At 59.6% G+C, this 21,462-nt stretch carries 20 protein-coding genes; 17 read left to right on the top strand and 3 right to left on the bottom strand.

Going from position 1 to position 21,462, the window contains the following annotated elements:
• Positions 1 to 41: 41 nt before the first annotated feature.
• The 7 genes from ACZ5RT_RS15115 to minE all read left to right on the top strand — a co-directional run bounded on the left by ACZ5RT_RS15115 (position 42) and on the right by minE (position 4,212).
• A complete protein-coding gene (locus ACZ5RT_RS15115; RefSeq protein ID WP_291929531.1) occupies positions 42 to 239 on the top strand; it encodes a heavy-metal-associated domain-containing protein in 198 nt (65 codons plus the stop codon).
• Positions 229 to 843 carry a Spy/CpxP family protein refolding chaperone gene (locus tag ACZ5RT_RS15110; RefSeq protein WP_464453000.1) on the top strand — a complete coding sequence of 205 codons (615 nt, stop codon included), beginning with the start codon at positions 229 to 231 and terminating at the stop codon, positions 841 to 843. Before ACZ5RT_RS15115 ends, ACZ5RT_RS15110 begins: the two co-directional genes overlap by 11 nt.
• 128 nt (positions 844 to 971) lie before the next feature.
• Complete coding sequence (locus tag ACZ5RT_RS15105; protein ID WP_464454227.1) at positions 972 to 1,814, top strand: DUF2189 domain-containing protein; 843 nt, start codon at positions 972 to 974, stop codon at positions 1,812 to 1,814.
• Complete coding sequence (locus ACZ5RT_RS15100) at positions 1,814 to 2,023, top strand: DUF2788 domain-containing protein (protein ID WP_199220112.1); 210 nt, start codon at positions 1,814 to 1,816, stop codon at positions 2,021 to 2,023. Before ACZ5RT_RS15105 ends, ACZ5RT_RS15100 begins: the two co-directional genes overlap by 1 nt.
• A gap of 286 nt (positions 2,024 to 2,309) precedes the next feature.
• The gene (gene minC, locus ACZ5RT_RS15095; RefSeq protein WP_291929528.1) at positions 2,310 to 3,095 is read left to right on the top strand and encodes a septum site-determining protein MinC; all 786 of its coding nucleotides are present in this window, start codon (positions 2,310 to 2,312) and stop codon (positions 3,093 to 3,095) included.
• 37 nt (positions 3,096 to 3,132) lie between these two features.
• Complete coding sequence (gene minD / locus ACZ5RT_RS15090) at positions 3,133 to 3,948, top strand: septum site-determining protein MinD (RefSeq protein ID WP_291929527.1); 816 nt, start codon at positions 3,133 to 3,135, stop codon at positions 3,946 to 3,948.
• 3 nt (positions 3,949 to 3,951) lie between these two features.
• Positions 3,952 to 4,212: a cell division topological specificity factor MinE gene (minE, locus tag ACZ5RT_RS15085; RefSeq protein ID WP_108428041.1), complete on the top strand. Its 261-nt coding sequence runs from the start codon at positions 3,952 to 3,954 to the stop codon at positions 4,210 to 4,212.
• A 168-nt stretch (positions 4,213 to 4,380) separates the two neighbouring features.
• Here minE and ACZ5RT_RS15080 read toward each other — a convergent pair whose 3' ends face one another.
• On the bottom strand, positions 4,381 to 7,917 hold the full coding sequence (locus ACZ5RT_RS15080) for an indolepyruvate ferredoxin oxidoreductase family protein (RefSeq protein WP_464452999.1): 3,537 nt from the start codon (positions 7,915 to 7,917) through the stop codon (positions 4,381 to 4,383).
• Between the two features lie 120 nt (positions 7,918 to 8,037).
• Here ACZ5RT_RS15080 and ACZ5RT_RS15075 point away from each other — a divergent pair, with 120 nt between their 5' ends.
• Positions 8,038 to 8,505, top strand: a complete 468-nt coding sequence (locus tag ACZ5RT_RS15075) for an Lrp/AsnC family transcriptional regulator (protein ID WP_291929524.1) — start codon at positions 8,038 to 8,040, stop codon at positions 8,503 to 8,505.
• Between the two features lie 54 nt (positions 8,506 to 8,559).
• Here ACZ5RT_RS15075 and ACZ5RT_RS15070 read toward each other — a convergent pair whose 3' ends face one another.
• Positions 8,560 to 9,870 carry a Glu/Leu/Phe/Val family dehydrogenase gene (locus tag ACZ5RT_RS15070; RefSeq protein WP_464452998.1) on the bottom strand — a complete coding sequence of 437 codons (1,311 nt, stop codon included), beginning with the start codon at positions 9,868 to 9,870 and terminating at the stop codon, positions 8,560 to 8,562.
• Positions 9,871 to 10,103: 233 nt separating this feature from the next.
• Here ACZ5RT_RS15070 and mnmG point away from each other — a divergent pair, with 233 nt between their 5' ends.
• The 9 genes from mnmG to ACZ5RT_RS15025 all read left to right on the top strand — a co-directional run bounded on the left by mnmG (position 10,104) and on the right by ACZ5RT_RS15025 (position 19,893).
• Positions 10,104 to 12,086 (top strand): tRNA uridine-5-carboxymethylaminomethyl(34) synthesis enzyme MnmG, encoded by a 1,983-nt coding sequence (gene mnmG, locus ACZ5RT_RS15065; protein ID WP_464452997.1) that lies wholly within the window; start codon positions 10,104 to 10,106, stop codon positions 12,084 to 12,086.
• Positions 12,083 to 12,730, top strand: a complete 648-nt coding sequence (gene rsmG, locus ACZ5RT_RS15060; RefSeq protein WP_464452996.1) for a 16S rRNA (guanine(527)-N(7))-methyltransferase RsmG — start codon at positions 12,083 to 12,085, stop codon at positions 12,728 to 12,730. The genes mnmG and rsmG overlap by 4 nt, the downstream gene beginning before the upstream one ends.
• A 91-nt stretch (positions 12,731 to 12,821) precedes the next feature.
• Entirely contained in the window at positions 12,822 to 13,436 is a 615-nt protein-coding gene (locus ACZ5RT_RS15055) for a LysE family transporter (RefSeq protein WP_291929520.1), read from the top strand.
• Positions 13,437 to 13,475: 39 nt separating this feature from the next.
• Positions 13,476 to 14,093 (top strand): LysE family translocator, encoded by a 618-nt coding sequence (locus tag ACZ5RT_RS15050; protein ID WP_291929519.1) that lies wholly within the window; start codon positions 13,476 to 13,478, stop codon positions 14,091 to 14,093.
• 15 nt (positions 14,094 to 14,108) lie between these two features.
• Positions 14,109 to 14,879, top strand: coding sequence for a ParA family protein (locus ACZ5RT_RS15045; protein WP_464452995.1), 771 nt, complete (start codon positions 14,109 to 14,111; stop codon positions 14,877 to 14,879).
• 11 nt (positions 14,880 to 14,890) lie between these two features.
• Positions 14,891 to 15,472, top strand: a complete 582-nt coding sequence (locus ACZ5RT_RS15040; protein ID WP_464454226.1) for an RBBP9/YdeN family alpha/beta hydrolase — start codon at positions 14,891 to 14,893, stop codon at positions 15,470 to 15,472.
• Positions 15,473 to 15,474: 2 nt separating this feature from the next.
• Positions 15,475 to 16,392, top strand: coding sequence for a ParB/RepB/Spo0J family partition protein (locus tag ACZ5RT_RS15035; RefSeq protein ID WP_464452994.1), 918 nt, complete (start codon positions 15,475 to 15,477; stop codon positions 16,390 to 16,392).
• An 82-nt stretch (positions 16,393 to 16,474) separates the two neighbouring features.
• On the top strand, positions 16,475 to 18,148 hold the full coding sequence (locus ACZ5RT_RS15030) for a hybrid sensor histidine kinase/response regulator (protein WP_464452993.1): 1,674 nt from the start codon (positions 16,475 to 16,477) through the stop codon (positions 18,146 to 18,148).
• The gene (locus ACZ5RT_RS15025; protein ID WP_464452992.1) at positions 18,145 to 19,893 is read left to right on the top strand and encodes an ATP-binding protein; all 1,749 of its coding nucleotides are present in this window, start codon (positions 18,145 to 18,147) and stop codon (positions 19,891 to 19,893) included. The genes ACZ5RT_RS15030 and ACZ5RT_RS15025 overlap by 4 nt, the downstream gene beginning before the upstream one ends.
• Before the next feature lie 30 nt (positions 19,894 to 19,923).
• Here the strand turns inward: ACZ5RT_RS15025 and ACZ5RT_RS15020 are convergent, their stop codons facing one another.
• The gene (locus ACZ5RT_RS15020; protein ID WP_464452991.1) at positions 19,924 to 21,351 is read right to left on the bottom strand and encodes an FAD-binding oxidoreductase; all 1,428 of its coding nucleotides are present in this window, start codon (positions 21,349 to 21,351) and stop codon (positions 19,924 to 19,926) included.
• Between the last annotated feature and the right edge of the window lie 111 nt (positions 21,352 to 21,462).

Below are 21,462 nucleotides of genomic sequence, written 5' to 3'. Positions count from 1 at the left end.
GCTTTGAGCACGCCCATGAGGGTATGCCTGAAAGAGACATCATGAACCAAATTTTCACCGTTGAGGGGTTGACTTGTGGCCATTGCGAAAAAGCTGTGACCAAAGCCTTGTTGTCTTTGGACGCCGAAGCCAAAGTTCTGGTCGACCGCACGCAAAACAAGGTCGAAGTGGATTCAGAAATGCCACGCGATGCCCTGGCCAAAGCCATCGCCGATGAAGGCTACCGCGTTGTGGCGTGATTTTTTATTGCTCCTTGTTCACCGAACTTTACAAATCGCAGCAAGCGCGCCACACCCCAGACACATCAAGCGGCGAGACTGGAGGCGTTCCATCACTGAAAGGATGTTCGCCATGAAATCGATTCGCCACACACTCATCGCCAGCGCTTTGTTGGCCAGCCTCTCTGGCCTGGCTCTGGCACAAACGGTGCCTGAAGCCAAAACCGACAGTCCACGCGCCCAACGCATGGAACAAATGCGCACCCAAATGGGCGAGCGGCATGCAAAATATTGGTCTGACCTCAAAGGCAAACTCAAGCTTGAAGCCGGTCAGGAAAATGCTTGGACCACTTTTGCGCAAAGCATGCAAGCGCCTGCTCAAAGAATGGCGCACCTGGACCGTGCAACGCTGCAAAAGCTGACCACGCCCGAGCGCATCGACCAGATGCAAGCGCACAAAGCGGTACGTGATGCAGACATGCAAAAACGTGCTGAAGCCACCAAAACTTTTTATGCTGCGCTCAATGCAGAACAGAAAAAAGTATTCGATACCGAAACTGCACGGATGATGCAAGGCATGGGCCACAAAATGGGCCGTGATGGTGGCCATCACAACCACCACTGAACGCCTCTGTTTAGAGCATTGACGACAAGGCCACTTTGACCCGTGGCCTTTTTTCTGCCTTTCTGGATTTGACACAGGTCAAGGTTGAAGGGATCGAGGATGGGTAAGCTGTGCCCATGCCTGATTCCATGCCAACCCCAAGCGCCAAGACCCGTTCTGGCCTTTTTTTACCGCCCATTCTGCCCCTGCTGAAAGACCAGCCCATGCAATGGCTGGCTTTGGGCTTCAAGGATCTGGCGCGGGCCCCTTTGCTGAGCACGATGCACGGTCTGATTTTGACCTTTTTGGGCAGCTGCATCGCCTGGATCGCACATGATCGGTTCTGGCTGTTGGTGGGTTCTTTGTCCGGCTTCATGGTAGTGGCTCCGGTATTGGCCACCAGCCTCTACGCCATGAGCCGCGCCCTGGAAAAAGGTGAAACCGTTGATTTTCGGCTGCTGCTGAACACCTGGACGCAATGGCAGCTGCGCTTGCGCCACGAACCTGACAGTTACTGGAGCCTGATTCGCTTTGGCTTGCTGTTGGGTTTGGCAGCGACAGGCTGGGTCATCACCTCGTCTGCCCTCATCACTTTGCTGGCCCCCGCCCCCATTCACACACCCATGGACTTTATGCGCCATGTGGTATTGGCCAAAGAAGGGCATTTGTTTGAGCTGTGGGTCGGACTGGGGGGCATGATGGCCGTCCCGGTGTTCGCCTCCAGTGTGATTTCAATGCCTTTGCTGTTGGACCGGCGTGTCACGGTGTTGCAAGCGGTACTGACCAGCTGGAAAGCGGTGTTGACCCATCCTTTTCAAATGACTTTTTGGGCATTCCTGATCTTGGGTTTCAGTTTGCTGGGCATTTTTTCCCTGTTGCTGGGCCTGATCCTGGTGGTGCCCATGCTGGGCCATGGCAGTTGGCATGCCTACCGCCACATGGTGGATGTGTCGGATTTGCCCGAGCGTCTTTCAGGGCAGGGTGAACCGTGATGTTCGGCTTCAACGAAGAACAATTTGCCTGGTTTGGCCTGACCATCGGTGTTGGTGCCTTCATGCTGTACATGCTGTTCATCATCATCCAGTTGGCTTGGGAATCCAAAGCAGGCAAATTCGGCACTTTTGTGCTTTTTCTCGGACTGGCTTTTGGCATGTTGGGTTTTGTGGCCAAAGGTGTCATCCAATGGGCCATTGGGGGCTGAAAGCGGTTTTGGTACAAGGCTGTGGATAAGAAAAGGGCAACACGGCACTTATCCACAGCGTGATCCGCTTTGCGCAAGTTGTTCATTTTGACAAGACAGCTCAAAAGCAGACCCACACACAGGCTTGAAAAATACGCAAGCCTCTGTTTTTAAAGAGAAAATTTTGCTTATCCACAGAACAGCCCTGTGCTTACCTACTACTGCTATTTAAAGATATAAAACTATAGAGAGATAAGACAGAACAACAGCACTGTTAAGATTTGGCACTTTCCAACCTTCCGGCACCATGGCTATCGTTTCAGAAGAAGCACGTTTATCCTGTTACGACATCAAAAGCGCTGACCTGTCCATGGTGGCTTTGCTGTTGAAGACCACGGACATTCAAGCCGTGTCACGCGCTTTGAGCGAACAATGTGCCGAAAGTCCGGGTTTCTTCGACCATGATCCTGTGATCATTGATTTGACAGCTCTGGACACCCGTGAAGAAGGCTTTTTCATCGATCTTCCTGCCCTCATGCAGGTGCTCACACAACACGCTTTGGTGCCCTTGGCAGTCAAAGGCGCTGAAGGCGCTGTTTGGGATCAGGCCAAGGCAGCGGGTCTGGTGGATGCCTCAGATGCCCGTATTCGGCGCGTTGTGGCTGTTTCGGAGCTTGCACCACCCGACCCCACCCCATCACCGTCTGAGGCGCCTGTAGCAACTCCAGCACCTGTGGTGGTACCCCAAGGTGCCATGGTCGTGGACAAGCCCTTGCGTTCGGGTCAGCAGGTTTACGCCAAAGGCCGTGACTTGGTGGTCATGGCGATGGTGAATCCAGGTGCCGAAGTGATTTCTGATGGCAATATTCACATTTATGCGACTTTGCGTGGCAAGGCCATCGCAGGTGCGCGGGGCAACACCGAGGCCCGTATTTTTGCCTTGGCCATGGAGCCCGAACTGATCTCGATCGCAGGTGTGTACCGCACCAGCGAAAACGCTTTACCTCCAGAGGTATTGGGCAGACCTGCCCAGGTTTGTTTGCAATCAGGCCCTGATGGCGACAAATTGCTGGTGACGCCGCTCAAACCCTGACCTTTGTCATTCACCTCAGTCCAAGAAAGAAAATCCCATGGCAAAAATCGTCGTTGTGACCTCTGGCAAAGGCGGTGTGGGTAAAACCACCACCAGCGCCAGTTTCGCTACGGGTCTGGCGCTCAAAGGCTTCAAGACCGCTGTCATTGACTTTGATGTGGGTCTGCGCAATCTGGACCTGATCATGGGTTGTGAACGCCGCGTGGTGTATGACCTGATCAATGTGATTCAAGGCGAGGCCAACCTGAACCAGGCGCTGATCAAGGACAAGCAATGTCCAAATCTGTTTGTTTTGGCGGCTTCTCAAACCCGTGACAAAGATGCTTTGTCACAAGAAGGCGTGGAGAAAGTTCTCAACGATCTGAACGACATGGGTTTTGAGTACATCGTTTGTGATTCCCCCGCAGGCATTGAAACTGGTGCCTTGATGGCCATGCATTTTGCCGATGAAGCCTTGGTGGTGACCAACCCTGAGGTGTCTTCGGTGCGCGATTCGGACCGCATTCTGGGTATGCTGGGCAGCAAGACCAAGCGTGCCATTGAAGGCCTGGAGCCGATCAAGGAGCATCTGCTCATCACACGTTACAACCCCAACCGGGTGGAAGACGGTCAGATGTTGTCCTTGCAAGACATTCAGGACATCTTGCGCATCAAGCTGCTGGGTGTGATTCCTGAAAGTGACAATGTGTTGCAGGCTTCCAACCAGGGCACGCCTGCCATCCACATGAACGACACCGATGTGTCTGAGGCCTACAAGGATGTGATTGACCGCTTCCTGGGTGAAGACAAGCCCATGCGTTTCACGGAAGCGGTCAAGCCTGGTTTTTTCAAGCGCATGTTTGGAGGCAAGTGAACCATGTCGTTTCTTTCCTTCCTGCTGGGTGAAAAGAAGAAGACCGCAAGCGTCGCCAAGGAACGCCTGCAAATCATCTTGGCCCATGAGCGCAGCGGTCGCAATGCCGCCGAGCCCGACTACCTGCCCGACTTGCAACGCGAGCTGGTGGCTGTGATCAGCAAGTACATCAAGATCAACCCTGAGGACATCAAGGTGAACCTCGAACGCCAGGACAACCTGGAAGTGCTGGAAGTCAAGATCGAGTTGCCTGACGCGCGCTGATCTGATCTCGTCACACCCGACTCGGTCGGGTGTCCATGCCTTCGTTCACCCTGGATACCCGCATGCGCGGGTATGACGCATTTACCAAGATTGGTTTGTTGTGACTCTGTCACACCCGACTTGATCGGGTGTCCATGGTTTTCAACGGGTTCAAAGAGGCATCGTCAATCATTGCGCCCGCAAAGAAGCCCACAAAGCCCGTGCCGCCTTGATGTTGCGTTCCTTCACATGGCCAAACCCTTTGATGTTTTCAGGCACTTGTGCCATGCGCAAAGCCTGAGCATGGTTTTCAAGGTTCAGGCCTTGAATGGCTTGCCCCATGTGCTGCATGTATTCCTGGATCAAGGCGCGCTCGGTTTGTCGTTCTTCAGTGCGTCCAAACACATCAAACCAGGTGCCACGCAAGCCCTTCAATGAGGCCAGCAATTTGAAGCCCGTCAACATGGCGGGTCCGAATTTCTGTTTGATCAACTCACCTTTGTTGTTGCGTTTGGCCAAGAGCGGTGGGGCCAGGTGGTAATGCACTTTGAAGTCACCTTCAAAGCTGTTTTGAATGCGCGCCAGAAAACCTGTTTGGGTGTGCAGGCGGGCGACTTCGTATTCGTCCTTGTAGGCCATCAGCTTGTACAAATGACGTGCCACGGTTTCGGTCAATGTGCTCTTTCCCAACGGGGCTTCTGCTGATTGAACCTGGGCGATGAATGCCTGGTAGCGCTTGGCGTAATCGGCATTTTGGTAATCGGTCAAGCGTGCCATGCGGTCGGCGATCAGGTCTTCCAGCGATTCACGTTTCTTGAACTGGACCACTTGCGCAGGCTGGATGGCTTTCATCAGCACATCCAGTTGGCAAGCGGCGTGGCGGCCCCACTCGAATGCGGCGAGGTTGTTTTTGACCTGCACGTCGTTGAGCTCAATGGCCCGCACCAACGATTCGCGGCGCAAAGGGACCCAGCCTTTTTGCCAGGCGTAGCCCAGGATCATGGGGTTCACATAAATCGTGTCGCCCATGAGTTGCTTGGCCAGGGCATCGGCGTCAAAAGCGCCCACGCCCTCTACACCGACTTGTGCGGTGATTTCGGCCACGCATTGCTCGGCCGGGTTTTGCCAGTTGCCGTTTTTCACAAACGCGGCGGTGGGTGTGCTGTTGCTGTTCAGGGCCACATGGGTGCGGCCTGCACGCATGCGCAAGGTGGTTTCCTTGGAGGCGCTCACGATCGGGTCGCAACCGATGATCAGGTCGGCAGCAGCCATGCTCACGCGGGTGGTGCGGATCTCGTCCTGGCTGTTGGCCACCAGGATGTGGCTCCAGGTCGCGCCGCCTTTTTGCGCCAGACCGGCCGAGTCTTGTGTGACGATGCCCTTGCCTTCGATGTGTGCGGCCATGCCCAGCAGCTGGCCGATGGTGATGACGCCTGTGCCGCCCACGCCTGCGACCACCATGCCCCAGGGTTGGGTGATGAGGGGCAGTTCAGGTTCTGGCAAAGCGCCCAAATTGGCAGGGTTCAGCGTGCTTGTGCTGGACGAGGCTTTCTTTTTGAACGTGCCGCCTTCCACCGTGACAAAGCTGGGGCAGAAGCCTTTGAGGCAGCTGGTGTCCTTGTTGCAGGTGCTTTGGTTGATGGTGCGCTTGCGGCCCAAGGGTGTCTCTAAAGGTTCGACCGACAAGCAGTTCGATTGCACGCCGCAGTCACCACAACCTTCACACACTTCTTCGTTGATCATCACGCGCACCGCAGGGTCGACCATGGTGCCGCGCTTGCGGCGGCGGCGTTTTTCGGTGGCACAGGTCTGGTCGTAAATGATGACGGTGGTGCCTTTGATCTCGCGCATTTCGCGCTGGATGCGGTCGAGTTCGTCGCGGTGGAACACCCGCACGCCTTCGGCCAAAGCCACGCCCTTGTACTTTTCAGGCTCGTCGGTCACAACCACGATGCGCTGAGCCCCTTCGGCCTTCATGCTCATGGCGATTTGCACCACGCTGTGGCCTTCGGGGCGCTCACCGACTTGCTGGCCGCCGGTCATGGCCACGGCATCGTTGTACAAAATTTTGTAGGTGATGTTCACACCCGAGGCCACGCTTTGGCGCACCGCCAAAATTCCGCTGTGGAAATAGGTGCCGTCGCCGATGTTGGCAAAGATGTGCTGGTCGGTGCTGAAGGGTTGTTGGCCCGTCCAGGGCACGCCTTCGCCGCCCATTTGGGTGAAGCCCGTGGTGCTGCGGTCCATCCAGAGGCTCATGAAATGGCAGCCGATGCCCGCCATGGCGCGTGAACCTTCGGGCACCTTGGTGGAGGTGTTGTGCGGGCAGCCTGAGCAGAACCAGGGGGTGCGCTCGGCAGCCGCGCCCAGGGTCAGGGTTTGCAGCGATTTTTCCTTGGCGTCCAGAACGGCCAGGTGTGCGTCGATGCGGGCGGTGGTGTCGGCGTCCACACCCATTTTCTTCAGGCGTTTGGCAATGGCCCGTGCAATCAGGGCCGGGGTCAGATCGGCGTTGGCCCTCAGCAGTGTGCGCTCGGTCGGGTTGGGGATGGACCATTCACCGCCCGACACATCACCATCAGCTTCGTCAAACTTGCCCAGAATATTGGGGCGCACATCGTCGCGCCAGTTGTAGAGTTCTTCTTTCAGCTGGTATTCGATGACTTGGCGCTTTTCTTCGACCACCAAAATCTCGCGCAGCCCGGTGGCGAACTCGCGGGTGGTTTGTGCTTCGAGCGGCCAAACCACGCCCACCTTGTGGACCCGGATGCCCAGGCGCTGGCAGGTGACGTCATCCAGCCCCAGGTCCAGCAGAGCCTGGCGCGTGTCGTTGTAGGCTTTGCCGCTGGCGATCAGGCCAAAGCGGTCATTCGGTCCCTGGATGACGTTGTGGTTGAGTTTGTTGGCGCGGATGTAGGCGAGAGCCGCGTACCACTTGTAGTCGAACAAACGGGCTTCTTGTTCTAGCGCAGTGTCGGGCCAGCGGATGTGCACGCCGCCGGGGGGCATGACGAATTCGGGCAGCACGATTTGCACGCGCTCGGGGTCGATGTGTGCGGTGGCACTCGACTCGACGATTTCCTGAATCGTCTTCATGCCCGACCAGATGCCTGCAAAGCGGCTCAAGGCCAAGGCGTGCAGACCTTGGTCCAGGATGTCCTGCACGCTGGCCGGGAAAAACACGGGCAGGCCGCAGGCCTTGAAGATGTGGTCGCTTTGGTGCGCGGCGGTGGAGCTTTTGGCCACATGGTCATCGCCCGCCACGGCCAGCACGCCGCCCCAGGGCGTGGTGCCCGCCATGTTGGCGTGCTTGAACACGTCCGAGCAGCGGTCCACACCGGGGCCTTTGCCGTACCAGATGCCGAACACGCCATCGAACTTGTTGGTGCCGGGCGGCGCAAAACCCAGTTGCTGCGTGCCCCACAAAGCGGTGGCGGCCAGCTCTTCGTTCACGCCGGGCTGGAACACGATGTGCTGGGCCTTCAGGTGGTCCTTGGCTTTCCACAAGGATTGGTCGTAGCTGCCCAGTGGCGAGCCCCGGTAGCCGCTGATGAAGCCGGCGGTGTTTTTGCCCTGCAGGGCGTCGCGCTGACGTTGCAGCATGGGCAGCTTGACCAGGGCCTGCACGCCGCTCATGAAGGCGCGGCCGACGTCGAGGCTGTATTTGTCGTCCAGCGTCACGGTTTCCAGAGCCTGGCGAATCGATTCGGGCAAAGGGGCGTTCATGGTGTGTCCTGTGGCGATCAATGGAAAACACAGTGTAGGACGGCCAAGCCGACAAGTGCTTGCTTTCTGCGACAGGATTTGCCCTATGATTTGAAAGAATCTTGCTCAAAGAGGCCTATTTTGGAAACACTGGATAAATTCGACTGGGCGATATTGAATGAACTGCAGCGCGATGGGCGCTTGACCAACGCCGAGTTGGCGCAGCGAGTCGGCCTGTCGGCAGCGCCGTGTTGGCGGCGGGTGCGGGCGTTGGAAGAGGCGGGCGTCATCAAAGGCTACCGCGCTGAAATCGACCGTCAAAAAGTGGGGCTGGACGTGTTCGCCTTCGTGCGCCTGGATGCCGAGCGCAATCGGGGCGACATCACACGCCAACTGGAGGAGGCGATCCTCAAGATCCCGGAAGTGATCTCTTGCCACTACATCAGCGGCACCGGCACCTTCGAGCTGCAGGTGGTCAGCAAAGACCTGAACACCTTCAGCCAGTTCGCTCGCGATGTGCTGATCAACCTGCCTAATGTGAAAGACCTGCACACCAGTTTTTCGCTGGGTGAGGTCAAGGCCGCAGGGGCCTTGCCTTTGAAGCCTTGAGCGCCTTGCTTGATGGACAAACGGTCTTTTGGGTCTGTGCGTAAAAACCGGATGTCAGGGGTATAAACCGCGCAATTCGCGCGCTTGCAAAATGCGCGTGCAAGCCACGATGAAGGTGGCGGTGCGCAGACTGACGCGGTGCTCGTCGGCCACTTGCCAGATGGCGGTAAAAGCTTCGCGCATGATCCGCACCAAGCGGGTGTTGATGTCGTCTTCGCTCCAGAAAAAGCTGGAGAAATCCTGCACCCATTCAAAGTAGCTGACCGTCACGCCGCCCGCGTTGGCGATCACATCGGGCACGACCAGAATGCCCCGCTCGTGCAGGATGTCGTCGGCCTCGGGCGTGGTGGGGCCGTTGGCGCCTTCGATCACCATGCGGGCCAGGATCTGGTGGGCATTGGCGGCGGTGATTTGCTGCTCCAGTGCGGCCGGGATCAGGATGTCGCAGTCCACCCCCCAGAACTGCGCATCGGGCAGGGTCTCTGCTGGCGTGAACCCCTTGACGCTGCCGTGCTCCCCAACATGGCGCAACAGAGCGGGCACGTCCAGACCAGACGCCTGATAAACCGTGCCGCCGTGGTCCTGCACCGCGACCACCGTGGCCCCGGCCTGCGCAAACAACTTGGCCGCAGTGCCGCCCACATTGCCAAAGCCTTGCACGGCGATACGGGCCTTGGCGATGTCCAGACCGATGTGTTGCGCGGCTTCCTGACCCACGGTGAAGACGCCACGCCCGGTCGCTTCGCGTCGCCCCAGAGAGCCGCCCAAGGCCAAGGGCTTGCCGGTCACCACGCCCGAGGCGGTGGCGCCTTCGTTCATGGAGTAGGTGTCCATCATCCAGGCCATGATCTGCTCGTTGGTGTTCACGTCCGGGGCCGGAATGTCCTTGGTCGGGCCGATGATGATGCCGATCTCGCTGGTGTAGCGGCGTGTCAGGCGCTCCAGCTCGCCGCGAGACAGGGTTTTGGGGTCGACCCGGATGCCGCCCTTGGCGCCGCCAAAAGGCAGGTTGACGGCCGCGTTTTTCACCGACATCCAGGCCGACAGGGCCATGACTTCGGACAGGGTGACGTCCTGGTGAAAGCGCACGCCGCCTTTGCCCGGGCCTCGGCTGGTGTTGTGCTGCACGCGGTAGCCTTCAAAGTGGGCCATGGTGCCGTTGTCCAGTTCGATGGGCACGTCCACGATCAGGGCGCGTTTGGGGCGTTTGAGCGTTTCGACCCAGCGCGACAAGCTGCCCAGATAGGGCGTGACGCGGTCAACTTGCTGCAGGTAAATGCCCCAGGGGCCCAGGTGCTCGGGGTTCAAATAAGAGGGCAGTGCATGGGCGCTTGTGGCGGGGAAGCCTGCAGGTGAATTGGACATGTTTCGTCGCCTTTCTTGAAACTGACGGTTTGTCGGTGGTGCAAATGGTAGGGCGGGCACGCGCCGCCGTCCAAGGCCGCTTGGCTGTCAGGTCATGCGTTTGGTGCATAACCGCAAGGGCCGCAGGCCTGACCCCCTGCCTGTAAAATCAGCAGCTTCAGCCGACCCCGTGGCAGGGCGGCCCACGGCGCAGGCGGCGCCCATTTTTGGCCTTCATTCAAGGCGGACTTCTCATGCTTTACCCTCAAGAATTCGATGTGATCGTGGTCGGCGGTGGCCATGCCGGAACCGAGGCTGCGCTGGCGGCTGCGCGCATGGGCTGCAAAACGCTCTTGTTGACCCACAACATCGAGACGCTGGGTCAGATGAGCTGCAACCCCAGCATTGGCGGCATTGGCAAGGGGCACCTGGTCAAAGAGGTGGATGCCTTGGGCGGCGCCATGGCGCTGGCCACTGATGAAGGCGGCATCCAGTTCCGCATCCTCAACTCTTCCAAGGGCCCGGCCGTGCGCGCCACACGCGCCCAGGCCGACCGTATCCTCTACAAAGCCGCCATCCGCCGCATGCTGGAGAACCAGCCCAATTTGTGGCTGTTCCAGCAAGCCGTGGACGACCTGATGGTCGAAGGCAACCGGGTGGTGGGCGCTGTGACGCAGGTCGGCATTCGTTTCCGTTCGCGCACCGTGGTGCTGACGGCAGGCACTTTCCTGGACGGCAAGATCCATGTGGGCTTGCAGAACTATTCAGCGGGCCGAGCGGGTGACCCACCGGCTGTCAGCCTGTCGGCGCGCCTGAAGGAATTGAAGCTGCCGCAAGGCCGCCTGAAAACCGGCACACCGCCGCGCCTGGATGGTCGCACCATTGATTTTTCGAAATGCACCGAGCAGCCCGGCGACGGCGTCCCCGGCGGCATGAACTGGGATGAGGAGAAGGGGGGCGGGGTGCCCGTGTTCAGCTTCATGGGCAAGGCGGAGATGCACCCTCAGCAAGTGCCGTGCTGGATCACCCACACCAACGAGCGCACACACGAGATCATCCGCTCCGGCTTTGACCGCAGCCCCATGTTCACCGGCAAGATCGAGGGCGTGGGCCCGCGTTATTGCCCGAGCGTGGAAGACAAGATCAACCGTTTTGCCGACAAGGACAGCCACCAGATTTTTCTGGAACCCGAAGGCCTGACCACGAACGAGTATTACCCCAACGGCATCTCGACCAGCTTGCCGTTTGACATCCAGTACGATCTGGTGCGGTCGATGAAGGGGCTGGAAAATTGCCACATTCTGCGCCCGGGTTATGCCATCGAATACGACTATTTCGACCCGCGCTCACTGAAGAACAGTTTTGAGACGAAGCAGATCAACGGCTTGTTCTTTGCGGGTCAGATCAACGGCACGACCGGTTACGAAGAAGCTGCGGCCCAGGGCCTGTTCGCGGGCATCAACGCTGCGCTGCAATGCCGGGGCGAAGCCGCCTGGACACCTGCACGCGACCAGGCGTATTTGGGTGTGCTGGTGGACGACCTGGTGACCCAGGGCGTGACCGAGCCCTACCGCATGTTCACCAGCCGGGCGGAGTTCCGCCTGCAGCTGCGCGAAGACAACGCCGACGCCCGTCTGACCGAATTGGGCCGCCAAATGGGTTTGGTGGATGACGCCCGTTGGGGCGCGTTCAGCCGCAAACGCGATGCTGTTTCACGTGAAACAGAGCGCCTGAAATCCACTTGGGTGAACCCGCGCAACCTGCCCGCAGCGGAATCCGAGCGGGTTTTGGGCAAGGCCATTGAGCACGAGCACAACCTTTTCGATTTGCTGCGCAGACCGAATGTGAGCTATCCGGCGCTGATGTCTTTGGACGGCGGGCGCATGGCCAGCGCCGATGTTTCACGTGAAACGCTGGGCGACTTGAGCCCCTCGGTGATCGAGCAGGTCGAGATTGCGGCCAAATATTCCGGCTATATAGACCGGCAAAAAGGGGAGGTGGAGCGGGCTGCCTTTTACGAACACCTGCGCTTGCCCGAGAACCTGGACTACATGCAGGTCTCGGCCTTGTCGATCGAAGCCCGCCAGAAGCTGGCCAAGCACCGCCCCGAAACCTTGGGCCAGGCTTCGCGCATCTCGGGCATCACGCCCGCCAGCGTGTCCTTGCTCTTGATCCACTTGAAGAAGGGCGGGTTCAAGGGCTTCATGCAAGCGGCTGAAGAAGGCGTGCAGGCATGAGCGTGAATCTTGAGGCTGGGCTGCGCTCGGGTGCGCAAGCCTTGGGTTTGGCTTTGACGGATGCGCAAATCCAGCATTTGCTGGACTATGCGGCGCTGATTCAGAAATGGAACAAGGTCTACAACCTGACCGCGTTGCGCGACCCGGCGGACATGCTCACGCACCACCTGTTGGACAGCCTGACCGCCATCGCCCCTTTGCGCCGACACACCCAAGGCCAGCCCGTTCGGGTGCTGGATGTCGGTTCGGGTGGCGGCCTGCCTGGCGTTGTGCTGGCCATTTGCATGCCCGAGTTGAACGTGAGCTGTGTGGACACCGTGGCCAAGAAAGCCGCCTTTGTGCAGCAGGTGGCGGTGAGTTTGAAGCTGCCCAATTTGCGCGGTGTGCACGCCCGGGTCGAGTCCCTGACCGATCCGTACCAGATCATTTGCTCCAGGGCCTTTGCCTCTTTGCCTGACTTTGTCACTTGGTCCCGTTCGGCACTGGCCGACGGCGGGGTGTGGATGGCCATGAAGGGCAAACACCCACAGAGTGAAATCGACGCACTGCCGACGGATATTCAGGTGTTTCACGTGGAGCCTTTGAAGGTGCCGGGCCTGGATGTGGAGCGTTGCATGGTCTGGATCAAGCCCCAAACGGCGTGAAGGAAGGCGTGTTTCACGTGAAACACGCTGTTTGAGGGGTTTCCCGAAGGGCATCACGTACACTCGCCACATCCCCCCTGAAAGTGCAGACATGTTTGGTATCTCGGATTACGGCGCATTCGCTGCGGCCTTTGTCCTGCTTTTGTTTTTGCCAGGCCCCGGTAACCTGGCGCTGATCAGCTCGGCCAGCAAAGGCGGAATGCCGGGTGGCCTGGCTTCGGTGATGGGCCTGCTTTTGGGGGACCAGATTTTGCTGTGGCTCACGGTGGCCGGTGTGGCCGCCATGCTCAAGACCTACCCGCCTTTGTTCATGGCCTTGCAGTGGCTGGGGGCGGCTTATTTGTTGTGGCTGGGTGGCAAGATGCTCATGTCCAAGCCGGGCGAGGGGCCCAGCCTGCAGATCACGCCCGGGCATTATTTTCGGGAAACATTGCTCATCACCTTGCTCAACCCCAAGGCGATCATGTTTTATTTGGCGTTTTTCCCGCAGTTCATCGACCCGGTCCAGCACCAGGGTTGGGTGACTTTTGGTGTGATGGCCGGGACCATCGCAGCGTTGGGATTTGTGTACTGTTTGGGGGTGGTCTGGGTCACCCACCACATGGCCGAACGCCTCCGCGCCCATCCCAAGTTGTCATCCTCCTTGCAAAAACTGGCGGGTTTGTGCCTGGTGGGTTTCGGTTTCAGGATGGTGTTGGCCAAATAAGGCGCGCACCAGACGGTCTCATTTTTCGGAAAGCTCTTCATGTTCTTTGGCATCTCGGATTACGGCGCATTTGTGGCGGCCATCGTGGTGTTTCTGGCCATTCCTGGCCCGGGCAATCTGGCCCTCATCACCTCCACCAGCAAGGGCGGCGTGGCCGGTGGCCTCATGGCCACCCTGGGCGTGATCGCCGGGGATCAGGTGCTCATGTGGCTGGCGGTCGCAGGTGTGGCGGCGGTGCTGACCACCTACCCGGCGGCATTTGTGGCCATCCAGTGGTTGGGCGCGGTGTACTTGGCCTGGCTGGGCTGGAAGATGCTGTCTGCCAAACCGGGTGATGCGCCTGTGCTGAACATCCGGCCCCGCCAGTATTTTCAACAGGCCCTGGCCATCACCTTGCTCAACCCCAAGGCCATCGTCTTTTACATGGCCTTCTTTCCATTGTTCGTAGACCCCCAAACCCATCTGGGTTGGGTCAGCTTTGGCGTCATGGCGGCCACCATTGCCGCGTTGACCTTTTTGTATGGCCTGGGCATGACCTTGCTTACGCACCACCTGGCCGAGCGCATGCGCGCCAACCCTTTGGTGGGGCGGGTGCTGGAAAAGGTGGCCGGCATTTTTCTGGTCGGCTTTGGCATCAAGCTGGCCATGTCCAAATAACCCCGAAAGCGCAGCATGGCCAAGATTTTCTGCATTGCCAACCAAAAGGGTGGCGTTGGCAAAACCACCACCACCGTGAACCTGGCCGCAGGCTTGGCCAAAGTCGGGCAGCGGGTGCTGCTGGTGGACCTGGACCCGCAGGGCAATGCCACCATGGGTTCGGGCATCGACAAACGCGCGGTTGAGTTGAGCGTTTACGATGTCTTGCTGCAGTCGGCCTCGATCGCCGAAGCCGTGGTCAAGGCCGACAAATGCGGCTACGACGTGCTGAGCGCCAACCGCGAACTGGCCGGTGCCGAGGTCGAGCTGGTGCAGCTGGAACACCGCGACCAGCGCCTGAAAAATGCCTTGGCCGTGGTCGATGCCGATTACGACTTTGTGCTGATCGACTGCCCACCGTCCTTGTCCATGCTCACGCTCAACGGCCTGTGCTCGGCCCATGGCGTGATCGTGCCCATGCAGTGCGAATACTTTGCGCTCGAAGGCCTGACCGATCTGGTCAACACCATCAAGCAGGTGCACGCCAACTTGAACAAGGACCTGAAAATTATCGGCTTGCTGCGTGTCATGTTCGACCCGCGCATCACCTTGCAGATGCAGGTCAGCGACCAGCTCAAGGCCCACTTTGGCGACAAGGTGTTCGACACCGTGATCCCGCGCAATGTGCGCCTGGCCGAAGCGCCGAGCTACGGCTTGCCGGGCGTGGTGTTTGACCCGCCTGCCAAGGGCAGCCAGGCCTATGTCGACTTTGCGCGTGAACTGGTGTTGCGCGCGCCCACGCTCTGAGCCGTTTGACGATGTCGTTTCAGGCGCAACCCCTGCCGCTCGATGGTGCTCTGGCCCAAGCGGCCACGGTGCTGATCTTGCCGGGCTGGCAAGGCAGTGGTGCCGAGCATTGGCAAATGCGTTGGGCGCGTCTGCATGGCTATGCCGTGGTCGAGCAAAACGATTGGCTGCACCCCTTGCGTGGGGACTGGTTGGCGCGTCTGGACGAGACCGTGATCGATGCGCCAGGACCAGTGGTTTTCGCCGCCCACAGTCTGGGCTGCATTTTGGTGGCCGCCTGGGCCTCTGTGTCCCGGCACACGGCCAGAGTGCGAGGCGCTTTGCTGGTGGCTCCGGGGGACACCGAAGCCCCTGAATTGAACCACCGCCTGCCCGGCTGGTCGCCCATCGTGCGCCAGCCATTGCCGTTCAAAAGCATCCTGGTGGGCAGCCAGAACGACCCCTATTGCGCTGCCCGGCGTGCCCAAGGTTTGGCCCACGATTGGGGGGCCACTTGGGTGGACTTGGGTGAAGCCGGGCACATCAACGCCGATTCATCGCTGGGCGATTGGCCGCAGGGCCATGCGCTGTTGCAAACATTACTGAAGGATTGACCATGGTCACCAAAAAACCCAAAGGCCTGGGCCGCGGACTCGAAGCCCTGCTGGGCCCCAAAGTGCAGGACGCACCCGTTGCCGACATGACGGCCGAAACGGGGGTGCCCACCCAGCTCAAGCTCGATCAGATGGTGGCCGGCATGTACCAGCCGCGCACCCGCATGGACGAGGGCGCTTTGTACGAGTTGGCCGAATCCATCAAGGCGCAAGGCATCATGCAGCCGATCCTGGTGCGCCAGCTGAGCGAGGGCGACAACGCGGGCAAGTACGAGATCATCGCGGGCGAGCGGCGTTTCCGCGCTTCGCGTCTGGCGGGGCTGGAGTCTGTCCCTGTTTTGGTGCGTGACGTGCCCAACGAGGCCGCCGCGGCCATGGCGCTCATCGAGAACATCCAGCGCGAAGACCTCAACCCGCTCGAAGAAGCCCAAGGCCTGCAACGCCTGATCAAAGAGTTTGGGCTCACTCACGAAACGGCGGCGCAAGCGGTCGGCCGCTCACGCAGCGCCGCCAGCAACTTGCTGCGTTTGCTGAATCTGGCCGATCCGGTGCAGACCATGTTGATGGCGGGCGATCTGGACATGGGCCATGCCCGCGCCTTGTTGTCCCTTGACAAGGCCGCCCAAATCACCGCCGCCAACCAGATCGCGGCCAAGAAACTGTCGGTGCGCGAAGCCGAAAGCCTGGCCAAAAAGCTCGGTGCCGAATTCAACCTGGTGCATCAAAAACCCAAAAAGGAAAAGTCCCGCGACATCCGGCGGGTGGAAGAAGAGCTTTCGGATCTGCTCATGGCCGAGGTCGAGGTGCGTGTGAAAAAGCGCGTCAAGCGTTTGGGCAAGATCGAAGAGATGGGCGAGTTGTCGATCCAGTTCGGCTCGCTCGATGAGCTCAATGGCCTGATTGAAAAATTGCGCGGATAAGACGGTGCTGCGCGGTACGCAAAAACTGATCAAGGCTTTGTGGCGAACCTTGTTTCGTCCAAACGGGTTTTTGCGTCAGGAAATGCTCACCATCTATTTGGTCCTGGTGGGCTTGACGACATTCTTTGGCTATTTGTTCACGCCGGTTGAGCGGGTGGCGCAGGCCAATTTGCTCGTGTCGGTGTTGGCCGTCTGTCTGTTGGCGGTGGTCCGTATCCGCGCCATTTTTGACCACCTCGTCCACGCGGTCACTGCACTCACCGTGCTGCTGACGGTGTACACGGCCATGCAAACGGGCGGCATCAATTCCACCGCGGTGGTCTGGCTCAATGTCTTGTCGGTGCCGGTGTTGCTGTTGCTGGGACGCGCCGCCACGCTGGTCTGGATTGGCATCATGCTGCTGTCGATTCTGGTGCTGACGTGGTTCACCTGGATGGGCTGGGTCGGCAGCCATGTGACTGTGTCGTCGTCGGTGGTGACTTGGGCTTATCTGAACCATTTGCTGGCGCTCCTGAACCTGATGATGGGGGTGCGCATTTATGAACACCTGCACAAAGTGCAGTTGCGCAAACTCAACCAGCGCAACGATGAACTCAAGGCCACCCATGAAGCGCTGATCCGGGCACAGGCGCACAAGGACGAATTTGTGGCCGCTGTGGGCCACGAGCTGCGCACCCCGATGAATGTGATTCTGGGGTTCAACGGCGTGTTGCGCCGTGAACTCTCGGACAACCCCGAGCAATTGGCGGTGGTGGGGCACATCCGCCGCTCGACCGAACATTTGTTGCAGGTGGTCAACGACATTCTGGATTTTTCACAGCTGCAAGCGGGCAAGTTGCGCTTGAACCGCGCCGACTTTGCCCCCCAAGCCTTGATGGATGAACTGCAGCAGCGCCATGCCGACAAGGCCTCGAGCAAGGGCTTGGATTTGTGTTTTGAGCTGGATGCCGCGGTGCCTTGCCGCGTCCACGGCGATCGAAACCGCCTGCTCCAGATCCTCAACAACCTGGTCGACAACGCCATCAAGTTCACGACCGAAGGTGCCGTCCATGTCCGTTTGCAGGCCCGTGGGGAGTGCCTGCGATTCGAGGTGCAGGACTCGGGGCGGGGCATTGCGCCGCAGCGGCAGCAGCACATTTTTCGGCGCTTTGAGCACGCCGATGTCCAGACCAACCGCGCGTATGGCGGCACGGGCTTGGGGCTGACATTGTGTGAAAAGCTGGTCATCCTGCACAGCGGCCGCATCGGTGTGGACAGCCAAGAAGGGCATGGGGCATTGTTCTGGTTTGAGATTCCTTTTCAAGCCGCGCAGGACACAGACGTGTCCAACACCCTGGCGGACGATGGTCTGGCCGACGAGGCCCTGAACATCTTGGTGGTGGACGACAACCGGGTGAACCTGATGGTGGCCCAGTTGCAACTGCAGAAATGCTGGCCCAACGCCCACATCACCACCGTGGACAGTGGTGCCAAAGCCTTGGCCCTGCTCGACCAGCAGGTGTTTGACGTGGCCTTGATCGACATGATCATGCCGGACATGGATGGCATGCAGGTGACGCAGCAAATACGCCAGCACTTTCCGGCCAGGGCCGCGCACATGCCCATCTTGGCGTTGACGGCCAACACCAACCCGGTTGACCGCGACCGCTGTTTGGCTGCGGGCATGAATGAGGTTTTGCACAAGCCAATGGACACGGCCACGCTGATGCACACAGTGGGTCGTTGCGTACGCCAAGCCCGGGAGGGCAAGCTGTGAGCCTTCATGGTGTGATCCAGCGATGGAAGCCCCGCATTGCCGCACGCCTGCCCGCACGCTACCGGCAGGGCAAGATGCCCTATGCGTTTTTCTTTGCCGTCATGGTGATCGGCGTGATGTTGACCTACGCGGTGATCAGCCCCTATCCCTACGCCACGGTGATGTTTGGCTCCTTTGCCTTTTGTTTGTTTGTGCTGCTGGTGCTCGTCAATCAGGGCTTTTCGCCCAACTGGGCCATTCACCTCGGTACAGGACTGGGGGCGCTCATTTTGTTCTATGCCGTGTGGGTGAGCGGTGGCGTTCACTCACCCCGACTGGCCTGGCTGTTGATCTTGCCCTTGACACCGTTTTACATGATCAGCCGAAGGGCTGGCTTTTTCTGGCTGTGGGCTGCGTTGGGTTTGCAACTCGTCATGGTGGTGTCCAACCACCTGGGTTGGGTGCATGCCTTCGAAACCGGTATGGCCCACGTGCTGTCGTCCTTCGTGACCTACACGCTGGTCACCTGTGTGCTGATCGTGGTGCCTTTGATGTACGACCACATGTATCGCCAAGCGTTGGAGGAAAGCCGCAGCCATCAGCGTGAGCTGGAGGCGCGGCGGCAAGAACTTGAACACGCGTCGGCCATGCGCGAGCACTTCATTGCGACGGTGAGCCATGAGTTGCGCACCCCGATGAACGCGATCCTGGGCTTCAACGCCTTGTTGTTGGCCAGGGTCGAGGGCAAGCCCGAGGCCCTCAAGGTGCTCAACCACACACGTCAGTCGGCCGATCACCTGATGACGGTGATCAACGACATCCTGGATTATTCGCAGCTGCAAACCGGCCAATTGGTGATCCAGCCCGAGACGTTTGAACTGCGCAGCATCACCGGTTATGCCTTTGAGTTGTTCTGGCCTCGCGTCAAGAGCATGGAGCTGGATTACCGGATCGAGCTGGACGAGGCCTTGCCGACCTGGGTGCACACTGACCGCCACCGGCTCATGCAGGTGCTGGTCAACTTGTTGGGCAACGCGCTGAAATTTACCCACCAGGGCTCGGTGGTGCTGCGCGTGCAATGGGAAAACCCCGGTGTTCTGTTCTCCGTGACGGACACTGGCATTGGGATTGCACCCGAGCGGCAAGCGCAAATTTTCAACCGTTTCAGCCAGGCCGACAGCGACATTCAGGCGCGTTACGGTGGCAATGGTTTGGGGTTGGCGATTTCACAAAAACTGGCACATTTGCTGGGCGGGGACATCGGGTTTGAGAGTGAACTTGGCCGTGGATCGCGGTTTTGGCTGCGCTTGCCGTTGACCGCTGCACAGGCGCCGGCTCACCCGCTCAATGCCATCAAGTCCGAGGTCCATACCCGCGAGATGGCTTGGCGCTTTCTGATTGCCGACGATCACCCTGTCAACCGCTTGCTCGTCAAGCAGGTGCTGCAAAACAGCTGGCCTCAGAGCCAGATTCTGGAGGCCGCAGACGGTGCGCAAGCCCTGCAATGCCTGCGTGACAACACGGTGGATTTGGTGCTGATGGACATGGTCATGCCCGTCATGGACGGTATTGAGGCCACCCGCACATTGCGCGAGGTGTTTGCGCCGCCGGTTCGTCATGTGCCGATTTTGGGCCTGACCGCCAACGTCAATCCGGTTGACCTGGATGCGTTTCGCCAGGCTGGTTTGAGCGGCGTGATGCTCAAACCGTTTGAGCCTGCCCAGCTGTGCGCCAAAGTCGAGCAGCTGTTGTTGACGCGGGCCTGATGCAAGCGGACCGCTGATCCGGCCGGTTCTTCACATCGAGAAAATTTTCCCTGGGTTCATGATGTTGTGCGGGTCCAGCGCCCGCTTGATGGTGCGCATCATGTCCACCGCACCCTCGCCGGTTTCGGTGCGCAAGAAGTCCATTTTGTGCAGGCCGATGCCGTGCTCGCCCGTGCAGGTGCCGCCCAGGCGCAAAGCGCGGCTGACCAGTTGCTGGTTCAGTGCTTCGGCGGTTTCGCATTCTTGTGGGTTGTTCGGGTCGATCAAATAGCCGAAGTGGAAATTGCCGTCGCCCACATGGCCCACCAGAAAGTAAGGGATACCGCTGGCATCGGTCTCGGTGATGGAGTCAAGCAGGCAATCGGCCAGGCGGCTGATCGGCACGCAGGTGTCGGTGCTGATGGCACGGCAGCCGGGCTTGCTCTGGATGGCGGCAAAGTAGGCGTTATGCCGTGCGGTCCACAGGCGGGTGCGTTCTTCGGGCGTGACGGCCCACTCGAACGCGTTGCCGCCAAATTCGCTGGCGATTTCTTGCACGGTTTCGGCCTGCTCCTTCACACCCGCAGGCGAGCCGTGGAACTCCATCAGCAGCATGGGCTCTTCGCGCAGGCCCAGCTTGGCGTAGGCGTTGACCATGCGCACGGTGTTGTGGTCGATCAGCTCCACGCGGGCAATCGGCACGCCCAGCTGGATGGTCTGGATGACGGTGTGGACTGCCGCCTCGATGCTGGGGAAGGAGCAGATCGCGGCCGAGATGGCCTCTGGCAAGGGGTACAGACGTACCGTGACTTCGGTGATCACGCCCAGCGTGCCTTCGCTGCCCACCATCAGGCGCGTGAGGTCGTAACCGGCGCTCGACTTTTTGGCGCGGGTGCCGGTGCGGATGATGTCGCCCGCTGCGGTGACCACCTCCATGGCCAACACGTTCTCGCGCATGGTGCCGTAGCGCACGGCGTTGGTGCCGCTGGCGCGGGTGGCGCTCATGCCGCCAATGGTCGCGTCTGCTCCCGGGTCGATCGGGAAGAACAAACCCGTGGACTTGATTTCTTCATTGAGCTGCTTGCGCGTCACGCCCGGCTGCACCGTCACTGTCAGGTCTTCGGCGTTGATGGACAGCACCTTGTTCATGCGCATCAGGTCGATGCTGATGCCGCCTTGCACCGCCAACAAATGGCCTTCGAGCGAGGAGCCCACACCAAAAGGAATGACCGGCACCTTGTGCTCGGCGCACAGTTTCACCGCGTCGGCCACGTCCTGGGTGTTTTCGGCAAACACCACGGCGGCGGGGGGCGGCACATGGGTGAAGGCCGACTCGTCGCGGCCGTGCTGCTCGCGCACCACCAGCGCGGTGGAGCAGTTGCCGCCAAAGCGGGCTTTCAGGGCGGCCAAAAAGGCTTCAGGCACAGCGCGTTGCGCGATTTCGGGGGCCAGGTGAGCGGCAGCAACAGGGGCGTTCATGGGGTTCTCCAGTGGCGGCGAGCCAGGCCCGCCAAGCGTGTGAAAACGCAGTTTACGCCGCAAACCCCGGTCTTGCTGTCCGCTGTCAGACAAGTTGCAGCCAGTTGGCCG

The sequence above is a fragment of the Limnohabitans sp. TEGF003 genome (assembly GCF_055395455.1).
This window is presented reverse-complemented; position numbering and strand designations above follow the sequence as displayed.

What these genes read in the sequence shown, in the direction of transcription:
- ACZ5RT_RS15045 (WP_464452995.1), top strand. Translation starts at nt 14,109, where the DNA reads ATGGCCAAGATTTTCTGCATTGCCAACCAAAAGGGTGGCGTTGGCAAA.
- ACZ5RT_RS15100 (WP_199220112.1), top strand. Translation starts at nt 1,814, where the DNA reads ATGTTCGGCTTCAACGAAGAACAATTTGCCTGGTTTGGCCTGACCATC.
- ACZ5RT_RS15080 (WP_464452999.1), bottom strand. Translation starts at nt 7,917, where the DNA reads ATGAACGCCCCTTTGCCCGAATCGATTCGCCAGGCTCTGGAAACCGTG.
- minE (WP_108428041.1), top strand. Translation starts at nt 3,952, where the DNA reads ATGTCGTTTCTTTCCTTCCTGCTGGGTGAAAAGAAGAAGACCGCAAGC.
- ACZ5RT_RS15115 (WP_291929531.1), top strand. Translation starts at nt 42, where the DNA reads ATGAACCAAATTTTCACCGTTGAGGGGTTGACTTGTGGCCATTGCGAA.
- ACZ5RT_RS15055 (WP_291929520.1), top strand. Translation starts at nt 12,822, where the DNA reads ATGTTTGGTATCTCGGATTACGGCGCATTCGCTGCGGCCTTTGTCCTG.
- ACZ5RT_RS15035 (WP_464452994.1), top strand. Translation starts at nt 15,475, where the DNA reads ATGGTCACCAAAAAACCCAAAGGCCTGGGCCGCGGACTCGAAGCCCTG.
- ACZ5RT_RS15050 (WP_291929519.1), top strand. Translation starts at nt 13,476, where the DNA reads ATGTTCTTTGGCATCTCGGATTACGGCGCATTTGTGGCGGCCATCGTG.
- ACZ5RT_RS15105 (WP_464454227.1), top strand. Translation starts at nt 972, where the DNA reads ATGCCAACCCCAAGCGCCAAGACCCGTTCTGGCCTTTTTTTACCGCCC.
- rsmG (WP_464452996.1), top strand. Translation starts at nt 12,083, where the DNA reads ATGAGCGTGAATCTTGAGGCTGGGCTGCGCTCGGGTGCGCAAGCCTTG.
- minC (WP_291929528.1), top strand. Translation starts at nt 2,310, where the DNA reads ATGGCTATCGTTTCAGAAGAAGCACGTTTATCCTGTTACGACATCAAA.
- ACZ5RT_RS15020 (WP_464452991.1), bottom strand. Translation starts at nt 21,351, where the DNA reads ATGAACGCCCCTGTTGCTGCCGCTCACCTGGCCCCCGAAATCGCGCAA.
- ACZ5RT_RS15070 (WP_464452998.1), bottom strand. Translation starts at nt 9,870, where the DNA reads ATGTCCAATTCACCTGCAGGCTTCCCCGCCACAAGCGCCCATGCACTG.
- minD (WP_291929527.1), top strand. Translation starts at nt 3,133, where the DNA reads ATGGCAAAAATCGTCGTTGTGACCTCTGGCAAAGGCGGTGTGGGTAAA.
- mnmG (WP_464452997.1), top strand. Translation starts at nt 10,104, where the DNA reads ATGCTTTACCCTCAAGAATTCGATGTGATCGTGGTCGGCGGTGGCCAT.
- ACZ5RT_RS15030 (WP_464452993.1), top strand. Translation starts at nt 16,475, where the DNA reads ATGCTCACCATCTATTTGGTCCTGGTGGGCTTGACGACATTCTTTGGC.
- ACZ5RT_RS15040 (WP_464454226.1), top strand. Translation starts at nt 14,891, where the DNA reads ATGTCGTTTCAGGCGCAACCCCTGCCGCTCGATGGTGCTCTGGCCCAA.